Genomic DNA, 17935 nt, shown 5'->3' with positions numbered 1-17935 from the left:
CGGAGTTCAGCCCCGGACCGCCACGACCTGGAACGTCGCCAGGTCGACCGAAGGGTCCAGCCCCTCCATGACGACGACCGCACCCTTGACGCCGCCGGTGAGGTCGAACGCGACCACCTCGTCCACGCCATCGGACGCGAAGAGCCAACGACCACCCGGCGACAGCCCGAGCAGACGGCTCCCGGGCCCACCCCACGAGGAGAGCAGCCCCGTCCCGCCGGAGACGACGTCCACCCGACCGATCCCCCCGCCGACGTCACGGAACACCGCCGACGTGCCCGCCGGTTCGAGCACGAGGTCCGCCCCTTCGGCCGCGAGATCCACCATGACCTGCGACGCGACGACACGTTCGCCGGTCGAGAGGTCGACCCGGAACGCACCGCAGGAATCAGCGGAGCTGCACTCCTGAACGACCGCGATGTCCTCGAACGACGCCAGCGGCTTCCCGTCGTACACCGACCGCCAGTCCACACCGTCGTGGATCCAGGTCCCGGCGAGGACGTTCACCACCACGAGGCCCGCCGGTACGGCCCGGGAGGCGAACGTGCGGGACCCGAAACCGACCTCGGCCGCCCGGTACGCCCCGGCCTCGCCGGCGGCGACAACCTCCCGGGCGGAGGCGAAACCCGGCGGCGAATCCGGGGCGTCGATGAGCCAGACGCGGTCGTCACCGGGAACGCCCACCGCGTCGACGGCGTCGCCGAGATCGACGGTCGCCCCGACGGGACCCTCGAGCGCGACCAGACGACCGACCCCGTCGTCCACCACCACGACGGCGTGCGCCGTCAGCACGAAACCCCCGGCGTTCAAGAGGGAGTCGCCGTAGACGGAGTCCACGGATCGAACCGTCGCGTCGCCGAGGTCGATCACCAGGACCTCCGCACCGGCGCGCACGGCGATGCGCAGACCGGCGATCTCCGCCGGCAGGTCAGCTGCCACGGAACCGGCCTCGGAGACCGACACGGCGACGGTGTCCGCCGAGAAGGGGACGAAGCTCCCCTGGAAACCGCCCCCGAGACCGGTCCCGGCACTGGACGCGCCGTCATCCGCGGTCGCAGGGGGGCGGACCGACCCGGGCTCGTCAGGCGCAGGGTCGGGCTCGTCGCCTCCGGCGGACCAGATCCCACCGAGCGCGAGGACACCGACCGCCACGGCGAGGACCACGACAGGCCACTGCGGCCGGCGTCCCGGTCGTTCAGCCCCCGCCGGGTCCGGTGTACCCGGGCCGGAATCCCCTGTGGCGTCGAAGACCAGCAGCGGGGTCGCAGCGACGTGACCACAGCCGGTGCAGGCACAGCCGGCGTCGACATCGGCACCGCAGGCCTCGCACCGCTCCATTGCCGAACCGTAGCGACACGCGTTGGCGGGTGGCGGGTCGCCCCGTCCGGGTCAGGCGATGACTCCCTGCGTCGAGTGCCACTGCGCCGTCCACGGCCCGATCTGAGAGGCCGGCAGCGGCTCGCTGATGTGGAACCCCTGCGCGAGGTCACAGCCGAGCTCGCGCAGTGCCTCGTACTGCTCGGACGTCTCCACCCCCTTGCCGATGGCGACCTCGCCGAGCGAATGCGCCACCTCGATGATGGCCGCGACGATGCGCGGGTTGGCGAGACCCGGCCCGGATCCACTCACGAAGGAGCGGTCGATCTTCAACGCCGCGAAGGGCATGGTCCCGACGTGACTCAGAGACGAGTAGCCGGTACCGAAGTCGTCGAGCGCCAGGCCGAGACCGAGATCCGACAGAGCCTCGAGGGACGCTGTCGCCGTCTCGTGGTCCCGCGCAAGTGACCTCTCGGCCACCTCGAGCCAGATGGCGCCGGGGGGCAGCGCCGTCGCGGCGAGCGCCTCGGCGCAACGTCGCGGCAGATCGCCGTCGCGGAGTTGCTGAGCGGTGACGTTCACCGTCACCGCCGAGGGAGCGGCCCGCGCTCCTCTCGCCGTCCACTTCTCGAGCTCCGCAACCGCCGTGCCCAACACGAAGGTGTCCATTGCGGCGAGAAGGCCGGCCCGCTCCCCGATGTCGAGGAACCGATCCGGGCCCAGACGGCCACGGGTCGGATGGTCCCACCGCACGAGGGCCTCGGCCCAGACGAGGCGGCGGTCGGCGAGACCGACGATCGGCTGGAACAGGACCGACAGCTCATCGCGCATGAGCGCGTGCCGCAGGTCGTTGGACAGCTCGAAGCGCTCACGGGCCGCGGCGTGCATGGTGTCATCGTAGAGACTGACCTGACCGCCACCGGCCGCCTTCGCCCGGTACATCGCCGCGTCCGCGTCACGCAACAGTCCCTCCGGACCGAGCTCAGGGCCCCCGAGCGCAACCCCGAGGCTCGCCGAGAGATCGATCTGCCCTTCCTCGATCTCGAACGGCGCGCTCTCCAGGACCGCGAGTGTCCGTTCGGCGACCATCGCCGCCTCGACCTCGTCAGCCACGGACGGGCACAAGATCGCGAACTCGTCACCACCGAGGCGTGCGACGGTGTCACCTTCACGCAACGAGGCGGCGAGGCGCTGTCCGACCAACCGCAGGACCTTGTCCCCCACGCCGTGGCCGAGAGCGTCGTTCACGTCCTTGAACCCGTCCAGGTCGGCGAAGATCACCGCGCACGACGAACCGATCCGCTGCGCCAGTGCGTTGGCGAGCCGGTCGCGGAACAACGACCGGTTGGCGAGGCCCGTGAGGTCGTCGGTGATCGCTCTGTGGGCGAGTTCGGCGCTCGCCTGTTGGAGTTCGAACGCGTGGGCGAGGACGTTGGCCATGGACTGGACGAAGTCGACCGCCTCCTCTTGTCGTTCGACCTCCGACGCGGTGTGGAGAGTCAACAGACCGAGAGGAACCGAGGCCCCGTGAATCGGAGCCGCGATCGTCGCGACCGGCCCGCGGTCTGCGACGATGGCCGGCGCAGGAACGGCACCCTGACCGTGGTGGGCCACGTAGACGGCGCGACCGCCGCCCAGCACCGCCGCGAGCGATCGGTCCGCGAAGCCGTCGTCGGACCATCCGTCGCCGAGCCCGGCCTCCGCCAGCACCCGCAGCGTCCCGTCGGCAGGTACCAGGATCGTCGCAACCGAGGACTCGAATCCGTCGACAGCACGAAGCACCGTCGTGTCGAGTAGTTCGTCGAGCGGCCCTCCCGACACCGCCAGCGCTCCGAGAGTGGCGACCGCGGCGTGTCGTGCCGCCCGCATCTCAGCCCACCTCTCGTTGTCCAGGATGCGACGGTGCAGCTTGTTCCTCTCCACCGCCTGTGCCACGACGGTGGCCAGACGGTGATGATCGGCCGTTCCCTTGCGGAGATAGTCCGTGGCCCCGAGGGCCAGGGCCTCGGCGGCGAGCTCGGCGCGGTGATCAGCGGTCAGAACCACGACGGCGGCCTGATGCGGGATCTCGAGGAGGGCCTTCACCCCTTCCAGACCGTGCGCGTCGGGAAGTCCGAGATCCAACAGGATGCAGTGCGCCCACTGCAGATGCTCCGTCGCCGCGGCCAGTGTCTCGACGCGACGCACATCGTAGGTCGGTGCCGCGATACCCAGGTGAGCCGTCACCAGCGACGCGTCGCCCTCGGAGTCCTCCACGAGGAGGATGTTCAACCCGGCAACCTCGCCAGTGGCCTCGCCATCCACGTGTGTGGGACCGGGCCCGTGCACCCCGTCACTCGCCTTTCGCCGCCGCAATTCGGGACAGAGAATAACACCCGCATCCGCGCCAGAGGGAGGGTTCCGGGGAAGCGTCCCGTGTCAGACGAGGGAGCTGACCCGGCGGGCGAACTCGAGATCGTTGTCGGTGAGGCCACCGGCATCGTGGGTCGTGATGGCGATGGACACACGGTTGTAGACGTTGGACCACTCGGGATGGTGGAAGAGCTTCTCGGCGACGAGCGCCGCGCCGGCCATGAAGGAGAACGCCTCCACGAAGTCGTCGAACTCGAAGTCGCGGCGCAGGAACTCGCCGTCGCGTTCCCAACCCTCGAGATCGGCGAGGGCCGCGTCGACGTCCTCGTGGGAGAGGACCGGTGGGACATCTGCCATCTCGTGCTCCTTCGGGCGTCGGTGCGCCGGACCGGACCGGCGACGGGGTCAGGCCAGCGGGTCGGCGAAAGGGTCCGCTTCGGCGGGCTTGGCCCGGGACCCGAGCGAGGACGAGCCGATGCCCACCGTGGTCTCGGTGGGCGCGGCGGTCCACTCGTCGTAGCCCGACGCCTCGAGACGGTCGGCCAACTCGGGCCCGCCGCTCTCGACGATGCGGCCACGCACGAGGATGTGCACGCGATCCGGCTTCAGTTCCCGGAACAGACGGGTGTAGTGGGTGATGGCCAGAACGCCGAGACCCGTCTTGGTGGCCTCCTCGATACGGCGGCTGACCGCCTGAAGCGCATCAACGTCCAGGCCGGAATCGAGCTCGTCGAGCAGCGCGATCTTCGGCTCGAGCACCGCCAACTGGAGGGTCTCGTTGCGCTTCTTCTCGCCGCCGGAGAGGTCCATGTTGAGGCTGCGCTCGAGCAGTGCGGTGGTCATGCCGACCGCCGGCGCCTCTGCTGCCACACGACCGTCGATCTCGGCGGGGTCACGGCCCGCGGCGGTGAACGACGCGCCCAGCACGTCACGGAGCACCACGCCGGGGACCTCCGTCGGATACTGCATGGCGAGGAACAGGCCCGCGTGCGCCCGTTCGAACGGCGACATCGCCAGGACGTCGGCGCCGTCGAGGGTCACCGAACCCCCCGTCACCTCGTAGCCCGGCCGGCCCATCACGACATGGGACAGCGTCGACTTGCCCGACCCGTTCGGACCCATCACGGCATGAACCTCGCCGCTTCGGACCGTCAGACTCAGACCCCGCAGGATCTCCGTCCCGCCCGCGGTGGCCTCCAGATCTTCGATGATCAACTCGCTCATGGCCGGTCCTCGTCGTCGTCGGGAAGAACCACTGTCACGTCGCCATCGGCGACACGGACCTCGTAGACGGCCACCGGCCGGGTGGCCGGAAGCGTCAGTGCCTCGCCGGTGCGCAGGTCGAAGAGCGCGCCGTGTTTCCAGCACTCGACCGTGCACTCGTCGGGGTCCACCTCGCCCGCGGCGAGGGAGAAGTCGGCGTGGCTGCAGACATCGTCGATCGCGTGGAACTCCTCGCCGATGCGAACGAGCGCCACACTGGCCTTGCCGATGTCGAAGGCCCTGGCCTCACCGTCGGCGACGCTGTCGGCACGACACAGCGGGACTTCGCGGCTCACACCGTCACCCCCAGCTCGGCGTCGAGCCTCTCGGAGAGGATGGCCCGCAGCGGTGCGCGCACCGTCGCCACCGGGAGGCGACCGAGGACGGCCTCGAAAAACCCGCCCACGATCAGCCGCTCGGCCATCTTCGGTGGCACGCCCCTGCTCTCGAGGTAGAAGCGCTGCTCAGGGTCGATCGGCCCGACGGTCGAGGCGTGCGAACAGCGCACGTCGTTGTTCTCGATCTCGAGGTTGGGGACCGACTCGGCGCGGGCATCGTCGGACAGCTTGAGGTTGCGGTTGGTCTGGAAGGCGTTGGTACCCGGGGCGTCCTCACCGATGCGGATGGTTCCCGTGTAGACGCTGCGCGAGGTGTCGTCGAGGGTGCCGACGAACAGGAGGTCGCTCGTCGTGTCGGCCCCCACATGGTTCTGGAACGCCCGGAAGTCCAGCGTCTGATCGCCGTCCGCGACGTACGCGCCGCACAGGTCCACGGACGCACCACGGCCGATCAGGTCGTAGTCGAGGCGGATCCGACCGTAGGAGCCGCCGAGAGCCACGAGCCCGGCGGCGAGCTGGGACTGGGCGCCCACGCGCGCCGCGTGCGAGGAGATCTGCACGGTCCGGCGGCCGAGCATCTGCACGTTCACATAGGACACGTTCGCCGCGTCGGCGACGTCCATCTCCAGAGTCGGCAGGTAGAGGGCGGAGACGTCGTCGGGCGAGATGACGATCTCGACGACCGACACCTGCGAGGCCTCGCCGGCGCTGATGGCCAAACGGCATCCGACCCGTGCCGCATCGGCGTCGATCACGTGCACGATGACGATCGGAGCTTCGAGGACCTTCCCGGCCGGGATCGTGATCCCGATCGGCTCGGCCGCCTCGGCAATCGACATCTGAGCGAACACGTCGGGCGGTTCGGCCATCACCGTTCCCAGCGCACCGGGGGAATCGCCCTCGGTGAGCGAGGAGACGACAGCCGGAGCGACCCCGGCGACGTCGAACGACACGATGCGGCCGTTGCGGGTCACGACCACGCCGGCGGCGCCGGTGAGCAGCGGGGCCACCGCCGTCAGGTCAGGGACCTCGCGGACCGCGTCGGTCACCGAGGTGTAGTCGGAAGCCGTCACGTCGGCGACGGGCGAGTACCGCCACTCCTCGATCTCGGTGGTGGGCGCTTCGGCCGCCGAGACGGCGTCGGCGGCTTCACGCCGCTGCGCCGCAAGCCAGTCGGGCCCGGTCGTCCCGGGCGGGTTGTCGTCGGTGATTGTCACAACATTCCTTCTGCGGGACCACAGGTCCCGGTTCGACTTCAGTCCTTGTTGCGGCGGAAGCGCCGCTTCAACCTGCCGAGCTTCGAGCTGTCACGACGGCGCTGCTCCTCGACCTCGGCGCGCACCCGGTCGCCCACGCCGTTGACGATGTCCTCGGCTTCGTCCAACAGGGCGGCGATCGAGTCGTCGGTTCCCAGCGAAGGCGGCTCGGCAGGTGTCTCCGGGGTGACGAGGGTCCCGTAGGACCAGTTCACGTCCACCCGGCGCTTCTCATAGCGAGGGCAGTCCGCGGGACACCGCCACGGCGCCTCCGGGGCCAGATCGAGGTCGCACTTCCGCACGGTGTCGCCGTTGGGGTACGAGCGGCTCTCGAAGTGCTTGCATTCCTGACGCATCGGCATGGTGGTGCCCCGGGGGTCGTTCTGGCAGCTGACTCAGCCGACCGAGCCCTCCATCTGCAGCTCGATCAGACGGCTCCACTCGACGGCGTACTCCATGGGAAGGGTACGCGTGACCGGCTCGATGAACCCGTTGACGATCATGCCCATCGCCTGCTCCTCCGTCAGACCACGCGTCATCAGTTAGAAGAGCTGCTCGTCGGCCACCTTGGAGACTGTGGCCTCGTGACCGACCACCGCGTCACGTGAACCCAGCTCCATGTAGGGGTAGGTCTCCGAGATGGAGTGCTCGTCGAGGATCAGAGCGTCGCACTGGACGTGGCTCTTGCAGCCGTACGCGTCGTCCTCGACCCGCACGAGCCCGCGGTACGAGCTACGCCCGCCGTCCTTGGAGATGGACTTCGAGACGATCTTGGAGGTGGTCTCGGGCGCTGCGTGGGTCATCTTGGCCCCGGCGTCCTGATGCTGACCGGCCCCCGCGTAGGCGACCGAGAGAACCTCGCCTGATGCCTTGGGCCCGACCATGACCACGGCGGGGTACTTCATCGTGAGACGGGAGCCGATGTTGCCGTCGATCCACTCCATGTGGCCCTCGGCTTCGACCCGCGCACGCTTGGTGACCAGGTTGTAGACGTTCGAGGACCAGTTCTGGATGGTCGTGTAGGTGACCCGCGCGGAGGGCTTCACGACGATCTCGACCACAGCCGAGTGCAGCGAGTCGGTCGAGTAGGTCGGCGCCGAGCAGCCCTCGATGTAGTGGACCTTGGAGCCCTCGTCGGCGATGATCAGCGTCCGCTCGAACTGACCCATGTTCTCCGCGTTGATGCGGAAGTAGGCCTGGAGGGGCATGTCGACCTCGACGCCGGGTGGGACGTAGATGAAGCTGCCGCCGGACCAGACCGCCGAGTTGAGGGCGGAGAACTTGTTGTCGTTGGGCGGGATGATCCGCCCGAAGTAGGCCTTGACGATCTCGGGGTACTCGCGCAGGGCGGTGTCCATGTCGCAGAAGATGACACCGAGAGCCTCGAGGTCCTCACGGTTCTTGTGGTAGACGACCTCGGACTCGTACTGGGCCGTGACACCGGCGAGGTACTTGCGCTCCGCCTCGGGGATGCCGAGCTTCTCGTAGGTGTTCTTGATGGACTCGGGGACGTTGTCCCAGTCGTCGGAGAGCGAGTTGGTCGGCTTGATGTAGTAGAAGATGTCATCGAAGTCGATCCCGGACATGTCCCCGCCCCAGTGGGGCATGGGCCGCTGCTCGAAGCGCTGGAGCGACTTGAGACGGAAGTCCCGCATCCAGTCGGGCTCCCCCTTCATCCACGACATCTCCTTGACGATCGCCTCGTCGATGCCCTTCTTCGGCTTGAAAACGTAGTCCTCGACGTCGGACCAGCCCAGTGCATAGCGGCTGAGGTCGAGGCCGAGGTCCTGGGTCGTCGACATGGCGGGAACACTCCGTTCGGGGTTGGGGGCACCCCGGCGAGCCGGGGGGGTTTCTCCTACGTGGATAGTAACAATGTTCCCGGCCGGGTCCATCGCGTAACACGACCGGATCACCGACGAGTTTCGACGGACGACCGAAACACGGCGTTCGCCACCATTGACACCACCCGCAGTGAGGACGCAGGGACCCTGGGTAGTCACCTGTGGGGCCCGCCCGCCGCGTCGTGGGTCAGCCGGATCAACCGCGGCCGAGAGACACCACATCGGGACCAGACCGTGCGAAGCTGCGGACGTGGACACCTCCCGCCATCGCGTCGAGGAGCGGGCGAAGGTCGACCTCGACGAAATCGACCCCCGCGGCGACACCGACGTCGCCCGGCGCGACGCGCGTGCGCGCCTCGAACGACTCACCGACGAGCTCGGCTCACTGCAGATCCGCCTCTTCGCGCAGAGGCGCCACCGACTGCTGGTGATCCTCCAGGGACCCGACACGGCCGGCAAGGACGCGCTGGTCCGCCTGCTCTACTCGGCCGTCAACCCCCAGGGTGTGCGCCTGGCCACCTTCGGACCTCCCAGCGAATCCGAGTCCGAACGTGACTACCTGTGGCGGATCCACGCCGAGGTCCCCCGCGTCGGCGAGCTGGGACTGTTCAACCGCAGCCACTACGAGGACATCATCCGCGCCCGCGTGGACGGCCTCGTACCGGAGTCCACCTGGCGACGCCGGTACCAGCACATCCGCCAGTTCGAAGGCCTCCTCACCGACGAGGGGACGACGGTCGTCAAGCTCTTCCTGCACCTGTCGTCCGAAGAGCAGCGACGTCGACTCCAGGACCGGATGGACGACCCGGAGGAACGCTGGAAGTTCACCCTCGGCGACCTCGCCGACAGGCGCCGCTGGGAGGCGCGCAGCCGGGCGTACGAGGACATGCTGACCGAGACCAGCACCGAAGCCGCCCCGTGGTGGATCGTCCCCTCAGACAGACCCTGGCTCCGTGACCTGATCGCCATGCGCGTCGTCGTCGAAGCACTACGCGAGCTCGATCTACGCCTGCCCGAGCCCTCCGACGAACTCGATGCAGACCTCCGCGAGGCCGCCGAGCAGGCTCACGCCCTGGCGGCCCACGACGCACCCGCCGGCCACGGCGACCCCGGCGAAGGACCCGACTCACCCATCGGCCACGGCGACCACCCCGACGCTTCCACCGGCCACGACAGCGGCGGGTACTCCGAGAAGGCGACCGGCGGCCCTGGGACCTCCCGTCGCGCCGACACGGACCCGACCGACGAGATCGTCATCGAGTTGCCCGATGCCCCCGCCATCCCCGCCGGACCTCGCGAAGTGGCAGCCGCTGCGATAGCCGGCGATGAGACCGGTCTTGCCCCGGTGCGATCGCGCTGGACACCGCCGGAGCCCACCACCCCTGCAACCGAAGGCGCCTTCGAGGCCGTGCGCGTCGCCGAACTGGCCGCCTCGGTCGTCGACGGAAGCCCCACCAGCCAGGCACGGCTCGCACACCTCGCAACCCATGACGCCCTGACGAATCTGCCCAACCGGTCACTGCTGTTGGATCGGCTCCAACTCGCGCTCGCGCATTCGTCACGGTCACGGCACCCCGTCGCAGTCCTGTTCATGGACCTCGACCGGTTCAAGGTCATCAACGACCGCTACGGCCACGCGGCCGGCGACAGCCTGCTCGTCGACATGGCGGCGCGCCTGAGTGACATCCTGCGCCCCTCGGACACCGTCGCCCGCCTCGGCGGCGACGAGTTCGTGGTCCTGTGCGAGGACATCGAGGACGAGACCCACGCCATGTCCATCGCCGAACGGGTGGCCAACGCCCTCACCGAGAAACCGTTCCGGGTCGCCGACACGGACCTGGCGGTGACGGTCAGCATCGGTGTGGCCGTCTCCGACGAGGCCACGGACCCCGACTCGCTCATGCGTGACGCCGACGCCGCCATGTACCAGGCCAAGGAGCACGGCCGGGCCCGAGCCGAGCTGTACGACGACACGATGCGGACCAACACCGCCAATCGTGCGGCCACCGCCGAACAACTCGACGGGGCGGTCTCCCGCGGCGAGTTCGAACTCCACCACCAGGCACTCTTCGACACCGACACGCTGCGCATCAGCGCCGTCGAGGCACTCGTGCGCTGGCGCCATCCGACGCGCGGACTCCTTCCGGCTGCGGAGTTCGTCGACGTCGCCGACGCCGCCGGCATGATCTCCGAGCTCGACATGCTCGTGCTCGCCAAGGCGTGCGAACAGGCCGCCAACTGGAGAGCCGAGATGAACGGTCACGCGCCCCGTGTGCACATCAACATCTCCGGGCGTCAGATCGGCAGCTCGGAGCTGGCCCACCGCATCGCGGCAGAGCTCGAGGCCAACTCGCTGCCGCCCGACGCCATCTGCATCGAGATCGCCGAGAAGGCGCTCATGGTCGACCTCGACCGTTCCGCCAAGACGCTCGCAGGCCTGCGAGACCTCGGCGTGCCGATCGCCGTGGACGACTTCGGCACGTCGCACTCATCGCTCGCGGACATCCAGCGCCTCGCGATCGGAAGCGTCAAGCTCAGCTCGACGCTGGTCTCACGCATCGGCGACGAGGAGGGCCGTCAGCTCCTCGACGCGATCATCAGCTTCGCCCACGCCCTCGACATCGAGGTCATCGCCTCCGGGGTCGAGTCGGCAGACCAGTTGGCTCCACTCGTGGACATCGGCTGCGACAAGATCCAGGGCTACGTGTTCCACCAACCCAGCGCGGCCCACGAACTGACCGGCGCGCTCGTCGCCGCCCGCAGCCGCCGCAGCTGAGCTGCGTCCTCAGTCGAGCCGACGGAGGTCCGCTCGGTACTGGTGGCCACGTCGGCGGTAGACCCCTGCGCCCCAGCGGAGGGTCTCCTCGTCGGCCGCGTCCGGGCGGATCTTCGCGGGGATGCCCAGCGCCATCGCCCCCGCCGGGACGACCATGTCGTTGGTCACCACGGCGCCCGCTCCCACCAGTGCCGCCCGGCCGATCACGGCCCGGTGCAGAACGGCCGCGCCGACACCGATCAGAGCGAGATCCTCCACCGTGCAGCCCTCGAGATGCGCGAGATGCCCGATCGTGCAGTTGTCGCCCACCACGGTGAAGAACTCGCCAGTGGTGTGCAGAACCGCACCGTCCTGGATCGAGGTGCCGCTGCCCACGGTGATCGACCCCTCGTCGCCCCGCAGGACCGCCCCGGGCCAGACCGTGGACTCCGCTCCGATCGTGACGTTCCCGATCACGACCGCCTCGGGATGCACGTACGCCTCGGGATGGATCACCGGTTCGAGGTCACCCAACGCGTAGATGGGCACGCTCAGCCGTCCAGCACGCCGTAGGCGCCGTAACCGCCCTTGAAGAACAGCAACGGGCCCCGCGCGTCGTCAGCCACGTCGAGGGCCCGCACCCGCCCGACGACGAGCCAGTGGTCGCCCGCCTCGTGGACGACGTCGATGTCACAGTCGATCCACGCCAGGACATCGTCGAGAACCGGTGCACCGGTCACCTCGGTATGCCACGAGATTCCCGCGAACTTGTCGTCCTCCTTCGACGCGAACTTCCCGCACACCCCCGCCTGGTCGTCAGCGAGAACGTTCACGCAGAAAGAGCCCGCCGCCTCGATGGCCGGCCAGGTCGCCGAGGACTTGTCCGGATAGAACGACACGAGGGGAGGGTCCAGCGAGACCGAGGCGAACGTACCGACGGCGAACCCCGCTGGCCCGTCCGGGCCGTCGGCCGTCACGACGGTCACGCCCGTCGGGTAGTGGCCGAGCACCCGTCGGAACTCCATGGGATCGATCGTCTCGCCGTTCTCGCTCACGGTGATCTCCTTGTCGACAGCGGTCCCGAAGGGTAGCCAACCGTGCGATCGCGGGCGGAAACACGCTCTGCCTGGCGGCACCGCAGCGCGGATCATCGGCGCGCGAGGCTGACGACCCCTCCCTCGCAGTCGACGAGCCCGTCGGCAACCAGGCCGGCGAGCACCCTTGCCGCACGGTCCGCATCGTCGGGCCAGCCCATGACCGCGGCGACGGTCGCTTCCTCCACGGCACCACCGTCACTGAGGACCCTGACGAGGTGGGCCCGTCCCTGCCTGTCGGAACCGACGAAACGCGACTGGGGACGCGAGACCGCCGCGGACCCCACCGCCGGGTCCCCACCCTCGCCGTGCCACGCACACCCCCGACGCACGGGGCACCCGCCACACGACGGACTCCGCTTGGTACAGACCGCCGCGCCGAGGTCGAACATCGCCTGGTTCCACTCCCCCGCACGTCCGGCCGGCACGGCGGCATCGGCCAGAGCCTGCGCATCGACGCGGCCCAGCGGCCGACCGGCACGGCGGGCGAGGATCCGACCGACGTTCGTGTCGAGCGCACCGACGTCGCGACCGAACGCGAACGCGGCCACCGCACGCGCCGTGTAGGCGCCCACTCCGGGAAGTTGCTCCAGAGCCTCGACGGTGTCGGGCACCTCGCCACCGTGACGCTCGGCGATCCGCACGGCAGACCGGTGCAGTGCGACGGCGCGCCGGTTGTAGCCGAGCCCCTGCCAGTGAGCGATCACCGCCGATACCGGCGCTGCGGCCATGGCAGCGGGCGTCGGGTAGCGCTCCATGAACACCGGCCAGCGGTCGACGACCCGGCCGACGTCGGTCTGTTGCAGCATCACCTCCGAGACCAGAACGCCCCACGCGTCACGGTGACCACGCCACGGAATCGGGCGCGGATCCTGTGCCGCCCAACCGAGCAGGTCACGGACCGCTCCGGGGTCGAAGACGCCGTCGCCGTCCTCACCCGGCGACATCACCCGATGTCGCGGGTCAACTCGGGAGCGGGCAGGCGATCAGCTGCGGCCACGGCGGCAGCGACGTCGACCACGCCGCCCGGGGTGGCGACCCGGTCCACCAGGTCGAGATCGACGACATCGAGGGTCGCGTCGACGCCCACCAGTCCCGCCTCGATGCGACGCCACAGGTCCTCGTGGACGAAGGCTCCCAGCCCCGCGGTCAGCCAGACGGGCGTACCGCTGTGACGGGCGACGGCGGCCGCCGCCAGGGAACCGAGTTCAGCGGCGAAGCGCCGGGACCCGGCCGCCCACGTCTCGAGGAGAACGAGGTCGGCCTCGGCGACAGCCACACCGAGCGCCGCGTCGGCCACATCGGCCACGTCCACCTCGGCGGAGCGCAGGCGACGCAGAAACGCGCCCGAACCGCCCACCGCGGCGACAGCGACGTCACCGCGTCGACGGAGGGCCGCGGGAATGACCGTCGACCAGCCCACCGTGACCACCTTCGCCTCGTCGGGCAGCTCCCGTGCCAGCAGACGCGCCGTCGGGTCGTCCGACAGCGTCTCGGCGAGCTCGCGGGAGGTCTCGAAGGCATCGGCCGCCGCGAGCATCCGTGCGGCCACCCACATGGTCGGACCCGAGTTGGCCTGACGCGCGACCATCCGGCGACAGGCCGTGACGAGAGCACCGGGATCGTCGCTGAACCCCGCCAGCGCGTAGGCGGACTCGGCGGCCAGCATCTGGTGCTCGAGACCGTGTGACCGGGCGACGTGGCGCAGATGCTCCATGGGGTGCACCGCGTGGACACTACCGGCGCGTCCCGGGGTCGGTCAGGCCGAGGTGCCCCCAACATGCCACCGGCGTACGCATTCGACTACCTTTGCCCGCCGTGGCAACCGCACCACCTCCCGACACGACCCTCGACCCGATCAACGGCGACGCTCTCCCCGCCGAGGACTGGGTGACGACCTTCCACCTGGTGATGGTCGCACTCGATCCGTTCACCTATGAGAGCGCGTGGCTCATCGACACCGCCGGTCGGATCCTCTCCAACTTCGTCGGCGCCGACTGCAGGGTCTCCTGGCTGGTCGCGGGCGACGACGACGAGACCAGGGAGTTCCTCGGCCCGTGGTCCGACAAGCTCCTGACCTTCGCCGATCCCGATCGCGAGATGATCGGCGCCCTCGGGCTCGAGACGCTCCCCGCCATCGTGCACCTGGACCACTCGCTCGAGGTGGTGGCGGCCGCCGAAGGTTGGGACCCGAACGCATGGCGCGACGTCGTTGCGAACCTCACCCAGATGATGAGCTGGAACCAGCCGACGATCCCCGAAGCCTCGGACCCGATGCGCTACGCCGGGACCCCGGCCATCCCCTGAGCGAAGGGTTCCGCCGCAGCGCAGCGGCGCTCGTTCCCGGACCGTCGCCGGCGCGACCTACGCTTGGGCCATGGCCGACTTCTCCTACACCGACCTCCTGCCGCTGACCGGCGAAGACCCGACGACCTACCGACTCGTCACCACGGACCACGTCGAGGTGGTGCAAGCCGCGGGCATGGAATTCATCCGCGTCGACGACGAGGGCATCCGCCTACTCACAGCGGAGGCGATGCGCGACATCGCCCACCTCCTGCGCCCCAGCCACCTCGCACAGCTCAAGGCGATCATCGACGACGGCGACGCCTCCCCCAACGACCACTTCGTCGCACTGGAGCTGTTGAAGAACGCCAACATCGCCGCTGGCGGAATCCTGCCGGGCTGCCAGGACACGGGTACGGCGATCGTGAAAGGCAAGAAGGGTCAGTACGTGCTGACCTCCGGCGACGACAAGGTGGCCATCGCCCGGGGCGTCTACGACACCTACCAGAAGCACAACCTGCGCTATTCGCAGATGGCCCCGCTCGACATGTTCTCCGAGGTCAACACCAAGACCAACCTCCCCATGGAGACGAAGATCGAGGCGGTCGCCGGCTCCGAGTACCGCTTCCTGTTCATGGCCAAGGGCGGTGGATCGGCCAACAAGAGCTTCCTGTTCCAGGAGACGAAGGCCCTTCTGGATCCGGATTCCCTCACGGACTTCCTCGACGAGAAGCTGCGCTCACTCGGGACCTCGGCATGCCCGCCGTACCACCTCGGCGTCGTCATCGGCGGCACGTCGGCCGAGTTCGCGGTCGAGACCGCGAAGATGGCATCGACGCGCTACCTGGACCGGCTCCCGACCGCAGGCGGAGAGGACGGCCACGGATTCCGGGACCTCGAGTGGGAGAAGCGCATCCTCGAACAGACGCGGGACTTCGGCATCGGAGCCCAGTTCGGCGGCAAGTACTTCTGCCATGACGTCCGCGTCATCCGACTCCCCCGTCACGGCGCGTCGTGCCCGGTCGGGATCGCCGTGTCGTGCTCGGCGGACCGCCAGGCCCTCGCCAAGATCACCCGGGACGGCATCTTCCTCGAGGAACTCGAGCGGGACCCCGCGAAGTACCTGCCCGAGGCGACCGAAGACGACCTCTCCGACGACATCCACCCGATCGACCTGAACCGGCCGATGGACGAGATCCGCGCCGAGCTGACGAAGTTCCCCGTGAAGACCCACGTCTCGCTCACCGGCACCCTCGTGGTGGCCCGCGACATCGCCCATGCCAAGATCCGTGAACGTCTCCGCGCGGGAGAGGCGATGCCGGACTACCTGCGGAACCACCCCGTCTACTACGCCGGTCCGGCCAAGACGCCCGAGGGGTACGCGTCGGGCTCGTTCGGCCCCACCACCGCGGGACGGATGGACTCCTATGTCGAGGAGTTTCAGGCAGCCGGCGGCAGTCTCGTCATGCTCGCCAAGGGGAACCGTTCCAAGCAGGTCGCCGACGCCTGCGCAGCCCACGGTGGCTTCTACCTCGGCTCCATCGGCGGGCCGGCCGCCCGCCTCGCGAAGGACTCCATCCGCAAGGTCGAGGTGCTCGAGTACCCCGAGCTCGGCATGGAAGCCATCTGGCGCATCGAGGTCGAGGACTTCCCCGCGTTCGTCGTGATCGACGACAAGGGGAACGACTTCTACGCGGATGTGTCGACACCGGTCAAACTCCGGCACTGAGTTCCCCGGCATCACAGTCCCGCGCGCATCACGAAGCCCGACCCGGTCTCTACCCACCATTGACGAGAAGAAAATGGGGGGTCATCGGGCCCCCTCTACCCGATAGTCGGTAGGAATACGGCCCGTTCAGCCCATCCGAAGCGGCATCGGACCTCGAATCCGACGCCGATTCATCAATGTTGACGTATAGCAGATGCCCCACTGCACCGATTCTGTGGATGTACCACGGCAGAGGAACCAACCAGTGAGGCAGGGCACAAGAATGGAACCGTCCAAGCGACTCCCAGGACACATCGTGTTTCACTGTCCGGTCTGCGGGGCGGACAGGGTGGGCGAGATCTTCGAAGCTCCCCCCATCTTCGACAGCAACGAGTTCTCGGGCCGGCGACCCCGCCGAGGTGGTCCCCGGGTCCAGTGCACCGGCTGCCGCACGATCCACGACGCCCACGGCTTCGATCCCACACCCCGCCACCCCGAGTTCGAGGCACGCTTCACGGAGTGCGCCCGGTACCTGCTCGTCACCGTCGCGGCAGCCGGCCCGAGCTCCAAGCCCGAGGTGCGGGAGGAGACGATCGAGCACATCCGCCAACTCGGTCGCACCAACTACAGCGACGCCGACCTCACCCGTGATCTGGCTGACACAGACCTCGACAACGGACTGCGGGGCTCGCTCCTCGTGGTTGCCGAAGATCTGGACGAGGCCCGCCGGACAACGCTCCTGAGCTCTGCCGTGGCCGTTGCCCAGTCCGGCGGGTCTCCGTCCACGGCCCAGGTCGACGTCATCGTCGGGGCCGCCCTCGTCCTCGGCGTGCCGCCTCTCAAGGCCCGCCTCCTCGCTACACGCGGCGTCGACCTCGCCGCCCCCGCGGTTGCAAGCTGATCCCACCACCAGAAAAGCCTTGCCCCTGCCACCCTGCGCCGAAGGGCTCGCCTCCCCCACTGGAGGCGGGCCCTTCGGGTTTTCCGGAGATCTCCCCTGACACGTTCCGTCCGGCGTTGAGTGTCTCACCGGTTGGTTAGTGTGGGTTCATGGTCGAACACATGTTCGCAGCCGGTTCCGACAGGGACCGTGACACTGGCCTCGGCGAGGCCCGTGGGGCCCTCGACGCCGCGGCTGGCCGGTTGCGGAGCCTGGATCTGGCGTGCCTCGACGTCGACCAGTTGAGCGTCCTGTCCAAGGACCTGGAAGCACATCGTCGTGTGGTGGCGGCGGCGTCGGTGCGTACCGCAGCGGCGATCGCGTCGCATGCCTCGCCGCCCCCCGGTAGCAGCGGCGACGGCGCTGGTAACGGCGACGACACCAGCGGCCAAGACGACGATGGTGCGGGGCCGGTGCCGCCTCCTCCTGCGGGCGGTGCCGGTGACGCGGCGGGTTCGGATCGTGATGAAGTGAACCGGCAGCGCCGCGCGGCGCGGGTCGCGCAGATCCTGCCCGCAGCGATTACGGCGCTCGAGGCGGGGGCGATCACCACCGGCCACATCGCCGCGCTGTGGTTCGCCTGCGAAGCCGACCCGGCCCGAGCGCGCCGAGACGAAGCCCACCTGGTCGCGTGGGCGCGGCGGGTCCCCGTCGCCCGGCTGCGGCAGCTGGTGCGCAACTGGTGCCGCCACGGCGAAGACCCCGAAGACCGCGCCGCGGAACAGGACCGCAAACGCGGCGTCTACATCGACACCGGCCACCCCGACGCGATGATCCGCCTC

17 protein-coding genes are annotated in these 17935 nt (G+C 69.1%); 5 read left to right on the top strand and 12 right to left on the bottom strand.

Annotated elements, in window-relative coordinates; genetic code table 11:
- Positions 1 to 6: 6 nt before the first annotated feature.
- From RIE08_07535 to sufB, 8 genes are all read right to left on the bottom strand, one after another.
- The gene (locus RIE08_07535) at positions 7 to 1338 is read right to left on the bottom strand and encodes a hypothetical protein (GenBank protein ID MEQ8717450.1); all 1332 of its coding nucleotides are present in this window, start codon (positions 1336 to 1338) and stop codon (positions 7 to 9) included.
- 51 nt (positions 1339 to 1389) lie between these two features.
- Entirely contained in the window at positions 1390 to 3588 is a 2199-nt protein-coding gene (locus tag RIE08_07530) for an EAL domain-containing protein (protein ID MEQ8717449.1), read from the bottom strand.
- A gap of 147 nt (positions 3589 to 3735) precedes the next feature.
- Entirely contained in the window at positions 3736 to 4026 is a 291-nt protein-coding gene (locus RIE08_07525; GenBank protein MEQ8717448.1) for a 4a-hydroxytetrahydrobiopterin dehydratase, read from the bottom strand.
- 48 nt (positions 4027 to 4074) lie between these two features.
- Positions 4075 to 4893, bottom strand: coding sequence for a Fe-S cluster assembly ATPase SufC (gene sufC / locus RIE08_07520; protein MEQ8717447.1), 819 nt, complete (start codon positions 4891 to 4893; stop codon positions 4075 to 4077).
- A complete protein-coding gene (locus RIE08_07515; protein MEQ8717446.1) occupies positions 4890 to 5228 on the bottom strand; it encodes a non-heme iron oxygenase ferredoxin subunit in 339 nt (112 codons plus the stop codon). The genes sufC and RIE08_07515 overlap by 4 nt, the downstream gene beginning before the upstream one ends.
- Positions 5225 to 6487: a SufD family Fe-S cluster assembly protein gene (locus RIE08_07510; protein ID MEQ8717445.1), complete on the bottom strand. Its 1263-nt coding sequence runs from the start codon at positions 6485 to 6487 to the stop codon at positions 5225 to 5227. Before RIE08_07510 ends, RIE08_07515 begins: the two co-directional genes overlap by 4 nt.
- A gap of 38 nt (positions 6488 to 6525) precedes the next feature.
- Positions 6526 to 6888 (bottom strand): hypothetical protein, encoded by a 363-nt coding sequence (locus RIE08_07505; protein ID MEQ8717444.1) that lies wholly within the window; start codon positions 6886 to 6888, stop codon positions 6526 to 6528.
- A 180-nt stretch (positions 6889 to 7068) separates the two neighbouring features.
- Complete coding sequence (gene sufB, locus RIE08_07500; GenBank protein ID MEQ8717443.1) at positions 7069 to 8328, bottom strand: Fe-S cluster assembly protein SufB; 1260 nt, start codon at positions 8326 to 8328, stop codon at positions 7069 to 7071.
- 292 nt (positions 8329 to 8620) lie between these two features.
- On the opposite strand from sufB, the gene RIE08_07495 reads away from it, so the two are divergent.
- Positions 8621 to 11146, top strand: coding sequence for an EAL domain-containing protein (locus RIE08_07495; GenBank protein ID MEQ8717442.1), 2526 nt, complete (start codon positions 8621 to 8623; stop codon positions 11144 to 11146).
- A 9-nt stretch (positions 11147 to 11155) separates the two neighbouring features.
- On the opposite strand, the gene RIE08_07490 is transcribed toward RIE08_07495, so the two are convergent.
- The 4 genes from RIE08_07490 to RIE08_07475 all read right to left on the bottom strand — a co-directional run bounded on the left by RIE08_07490 (position 11156) and on the right by RIE08_07475 (position 13945).
- Positions 11156 to 11674: a gamma carbonic anhydrase family protein gene (locus tag RIE08_07490; protein ID MEQ8717441.1), complete on the bottom strand. Its 519-nt coding sequence runs from the start codon at positions 11672 to 11674 to the stop codon at positions 11156 to 11158.
- A gap of 2 nt (positions 11675 to 11676) precedes the next feature.
- A complete protein-coding gene (locus RIE08_07485; protein ID MEQ8717440.1) occupies positions 11677 to 12180 on the bottom strand; it encodes a flavin reductase family protein in 504 nt (167 codons plus the stop codon).
- A gap of 92 nt (positions 12181 to 12272) precedes the next feature.
- Entirely contained in the window at positions 12273 to 13166 is an 894-nt protein-coding gene (locus tag RIE08_07480; GenBank protein ID MEQ8717439.1) for an A/G-specific adenine glycosylase, read from the bottom strand.
- The gene (locus RIE08_07475) at positions 13166 to 13945 is read right to left on the bottom strand and encodes a hypothetical protein (GenBank protein MEQ8717438.1); all 780 of its coding nucleotides are present in this window, start codon (positions 13943 to 13945) and stop codon (positions 13166 to 13168) included. The genes RIE08_07480 and RIE08_07475 overlap by 1 nt, the downstream gene beginning before the upstream one ends.
- Before the next feature lie 92 nt (positions 13946 to 14037).
- Here RIE08_07475 and RIE08_07470 point away from each other — a divergent pair, with 92 nt between their 5' ends.
- The 4 genes from RIE08_07470 to RIE08_07455 all read left to right on the top strand — a co-directional run.
- Positions 14038 to 14526, top strand: coding sequence for a hypothetical protein (locus RIE08_07470; GenBank protein ID MEQ8717437.1), 489 nt, complete (start codon positions 14038 to 14040; stop codon positions 14524 to 14526).
- 70 nt (positions 14527 to 14596) lie between these two features.
- Positions 14597 to 16234, top strand: a complete 1638-nt coding sequence (locus tag RIE08_07465) for a fumarate hydratase (GenBank protein ID MEQ8717436.1) — start codon at positions 14597 to 14599, stop codon at positions 16232 to 16234.
- 295 nt (positions 16235 to 16529) lie between these two features.
- A complete protein-coding gene (locus RIE08_07460; protein ID MEQ8717435.1) occupies positions 16530 to 17114 on the top strand; it encodes a hypothetical protein in 585 nt (194 codons plus the stop codon).
- 149 nt (positions 17115 to 17263) lie between these two features.
- Positions 17264 to 17935: hypothetical protein (locus RIE08_07455; protein MEQ8717434.1), on the top strand; the 672-nt coding region annotated here is incomplete at its 3' end.

This window comes from Acidimicrobiales bacterium (assembly GCA_040219085.1).
Taxonomy (GTDB): Bacteria; Actinomycetota; Acidimicrobiia; order Acidimicrobiales; family JAVJTC01; genus JAVJTC01.
Note: the sequence above shows the minus strand (reverse complement) of the source record. Positions and strands in the feature narration are given on the sequence as shown.

What these genes read in the sequence shown, in the direction of transcription:
- RIE08_07465 (MEQ8717436.1), top strand. Translation starts at nt 14,597, where the DNA reads ATGGCCGACTTCTCCTACACCGACCTCCTGCCGCTGACCGGCGAAGAC.
- RIE08_07480 (MEQ8717439.1), bottom strand. Translation starts at nt 13,166, where the DNA reads ATGTCGCCGGGTGAGGACGGCGACGGCGTCTTCGACCCCGGAGCGGTC.
- RIE08_07535 (MEQ8717450.1), bottom strand. Translation starts at nt 1,338, where the DNA reads ATGGAGCGGTGCGAGGCCTGCGGTGCCGATGTCGACGCCGGCTGTGCC.
- RIE08_07505 (MEQ8717444.1), bottom strand. Translation starts at nt 6,888, where the DNA reads ATGCCGATGCGTCAGGAATGCAAGCACTTCGAGAGCCGCTCGTACCCC.
- sufC (MEQ8717447.1), bottom strand. Translation starts at nt 4,893, where the DNA reads ATGAGCGAGTTGATCATCGAAGATCTGGAGGCCACCGCGGGCGGGACG.
- sufB (MEQ8717443.1), bottom strand. Translation starts at nt 8,328, where the DNA reads ATGTCGACGACCCAGGACCTCGGCCTCGACCTCAGCCGCTATGCACTG.
- RIE08_07525 (MEQ8717448.1), bottom strand. Translation starts at nt 4,026, where the DNA reads ATGGCAGATGTCCCACCGGTCCTCTCCCACGAGGACGTCGACGCGGCC.